The 3,292-nt window shown below is 37.9% G+C and carries 2 protein-coding genes and 1 pseudogene; all 3 read left to right on the forward strand.

The genetic code is table 11. The annotated features are described in order from the left end of the window. Window positions 1-212: pseudogene (locus tag HU235_RS23055) on the forward strand (sugar ABC transporter permease); the annotation flags it as partial. A gap of 69 nt (window positions 213-281) precedes the next feature. Continuing rightward, complete coding sequence (locus HU235_RS23060; RefSeq protein ID WP_145581925.1) at window positions 282-1,796, forward strand: extracellular solute-binding protein; 1,515 nt, start codon at window positions 282-284, stop codon at window positions 1,794-1,796. Window positions 1,797-1,884: 88 nt separating this feature from the next. Beyond that, window positions 1,885-3,292, forward strand: a 1,408-nt coding sequence (locus HU235_RS23065) for a glycoside hydrolase family 43 protein (protein ID WP_174881727.1), incomplete at its 3' end; no start/stop codon positions are given.

Here is a 3,292-nt window from a genome sequence, read left to right on the forward strand (position 1 = left end):
ATCTAGGCTTTGAGCATGTTTACCTATTATTAAACTCATTAAACCGTGAATCGATTGAAATTTTTGACACATACGTTTATACGGCAGGATTGAAGAACGGTCAATTAAGCTATAGTACAGCGGTTGGAATGTTTAAAGGACTCGTTGGCTTAATTCTCGTCATAGGAGCTAATAAGCTAGCGAAAAAGTTTGGTGAGGATGGATTGTATTAAAAGGTTTAGAAATATTTAATGGCATATGTATCATTAATAGCTTCGTAAAAAACAAAGAGGAGACTGAAAATGAAGAAAAAGAAATTCTTTAAAATAATTGCAGTTAATGTACTCGTTGCATCACAGCTTCTACTTGCCGCATGTGGAAATAATAGCGAGAAGGCAGGTAGTGATTCAAAGGAATATAGCTCAGATTCAAAGCTTGAAGTGAGCTGGACAGCGATGCTCCATACACCATCACCACCGACTGATGTAGTATTGAATAAAATTGAGGAAGCAACGAATGCGGATATCAATTTTAATTGGGTTCCTGATGCTTCGAAGGAAGAACGAATTACCGCAGCTTTAGCCTCTGGTGAATTATCGGATATTGTTTCATTAACGATGCTAACAAATTCCTCTGTAAGACAGTCTTTAAAGTCAGGCATGTTTTGGGAGGTTGAAAAGTATTTAGATGACTATGACAATTTAAAGCAAATTTCTGAAGAAATTCGGTCAGCTGCATCCATTGACGGAAAACTATACGGTGTTCCGTTTCAAAAGGATTTAGCCCGCTCAGGTTTACTTCTTCGCAAGGATTGGCTAGATAATTTAGGTTTAAAGGTCCCTACTACCTTAGACGAATTATACGAAGTTGCGAGAGCGTTTACAGAGGATGATCCAGACGGTAATGGGAAGGATGATACAGTCGGCTTTGGTGATCGAAATGAGCTAAGATACGGCAGCTTTAAGACATTAAGCTCTTACTTTGGTACACCGAATGGATGGGCTGTTGATGAGAATGGAACATTTACTCATGAGGTTGAAACACAAGCTTATAAGGATACGATGAACTATTCTAGAAAGCTTTATGAAAATGGTTATTTAGATAAGGATTTTGCCGTAACTGCAAAAAATGACCAAATGGATAAATTTGCACAAGGGAAGACAGGGATATTTACCGGATTAGTTGGTGTCACAGGTTTATTAAATCTTGCTGAAGGCATTCAGGAAGAAATGGAAATTGTCCCGGTAAATAAAATTAAAGGACCAGATGGCAAACATCATATTTGGTCTGAAAATAGCGGAGTTGGCGGGTTACTAGCATTTCCGAAAACAGAAGTGGAATCAGAGGCAGAATTAAAGCGAATTTTGCAATTTATCAATGACCTAATTGATGAGGAAGTTTTCATGTTAATGACAGGTGGAATTGAAGGCACACATTATGAAATTGATGAAAATGGTGCATTCCAAATTATTGATAATGAATTATGGCAAAAGGATGTTCAACCTTTCTCAAGCTCAAGACCAAGTGAAATTACTCATTCATTAATAGATGCAAATCCAGCAAAACAGCAAGTAAATGAATTAATTGAAGAAAATGCTGAATTTGCAGTACTCGATCCAACAGTCCCATTAGACTCGCAAACAGCTAGTGAGCGAGGAACAGAGCTGGAAAAAATTATTATCGATGCAACGATTAAATACATTATGGGAGAAATCGACGAAAAAGGCTTTGATGCAGAAGTTGAAAAGTGGAAAAAATCAGGTGGAGATGCGATGGCACAAGAGTTTGAAGAGGCCTACAAAAAAGCACAAAAATAAAATTTTAAAAAATCAAGGTCCTTTCTCTTAATACATAGCTGTTAAGAGAAAGGATACATCCATCCAAGCGATGAAAAGGAGCGAGTATATGGAAAATATCATTATAAATCCAATTTTAACAGGCTTTAATCCAGATCCTTGTATCATTCGAGTTGATGATGATTACTACATTGTTACATCAACTTTTGAATGGTACCCCGGTGTTCCAGTCTATCATTCTAAGGATCTACGACATTGGCGTCATTTAACGAATATTTTAACAGAGCATACGAATTTCTCAGGGAATCCTGATTCGTGTAGTGTCTGGGCTCCTGCATTGAGCTATCACAATGGATTATTTTATCTCGTTTATACCGATGTGAAAAGAGGGAAGTATCCATTTAAGGATGCCCATAATTACTTAATTACTGCAGAGGAGATAACAGGTCCATGGTCAGAACCAATCTTCTTAAATAGTGGTAACTTTGATCCGTCTTTGTTCCATGATGAGGATGGGAGAAAATGGTTGTTAAATGTCTGTTGGGATTATCGGATTGAAGGAAGAAATAAGTCGAATGGCATTTTCATGCAAGAGTATTCCGAAAAGGAAAAGCAGCTAATTGGTCCACTCTATAAAATTTTTGATGGAACTGAATTGAGGAAAACAGAGGCACCTCACATTTATAAGCAAAATGGTTACTATTATCTTATTACGGCTGAGGGTGGAACAGGAAAAACACATGCTGTCACAGTTGCTCGGTCGAAGAAGATAACTGGCCCATATGAGGTTGATCCGAAAAATCCGATGTTAACATCTGCTCATAATGAACAACTAACCTTACAAAAAGCAGGGCATGCAAGCCTTGTTTGTACACAGACAAATGAATGGTTTATCGCCCATTTATGCAGTCGTCCAGTTAAAGGGAAGTATTCGATATTAGGACGGGAAACGGCCTTGCAACGTGTAAAATGGACCGAGGATGGCTGGCTACGTCTTGAAGGGGGAGGAAATGAACCGAAGGATGAAGTGAAGGCCCCTAATTTACCAGTATATCAATTTCAAGAAGATAGCAATGATACTGATGATTTTAATGGCGAAATGTTACATAAAACATGGAATACACTTCGTCGCCCTGCGGATGAATCATGGGTTTCATTATCAGAACGGAAGGGATATTTACGTATTAAAGGCGGAGAATCGTTGCACTCTTTAACAGACCAACATTTGCTTGCAAGGAGACAGCAACATTTTCAATGTGAAGTGGAGACAGCTGTCGATTTTGCGCCAAAGTCGTTTTTGCAAATGGCTGGATTGGTTCTTTATTACAACACAGATAATTATGTGTATTTCTACCTTTCATATGATGAAGAAAAAGGAAAATGTCTTAACGTAATGAAATGTGAATGGGGAGAGTTCGAATATATCCCGCTCATCATTCCGATTGGTGAAGCAAGGGTATGTAAATTAAAGGCAAAAATTGAAGAGGACCTTGTACAGTTTAGTTATGCCTATGAAG

Origin of the sequence: Metabacillus niabensis, from assembly GCF_902829255.1 — a bacterium.
GTDB lineage: Bacteria > Bacillota > Bacilli > Bacillales > Bacillaceae > Metabacillus > Metabacillus niabensis.

Bases quoted from the DNA above. Each gene is read 5' to 3' on its own strand.
- HU235_RS23060 (WP_145581925.1), top strand. From the start codon at position 282: ATGAAGAAAAAGAAATTCTTTAAAATAATTGCAGTTAATGTACTCGTT.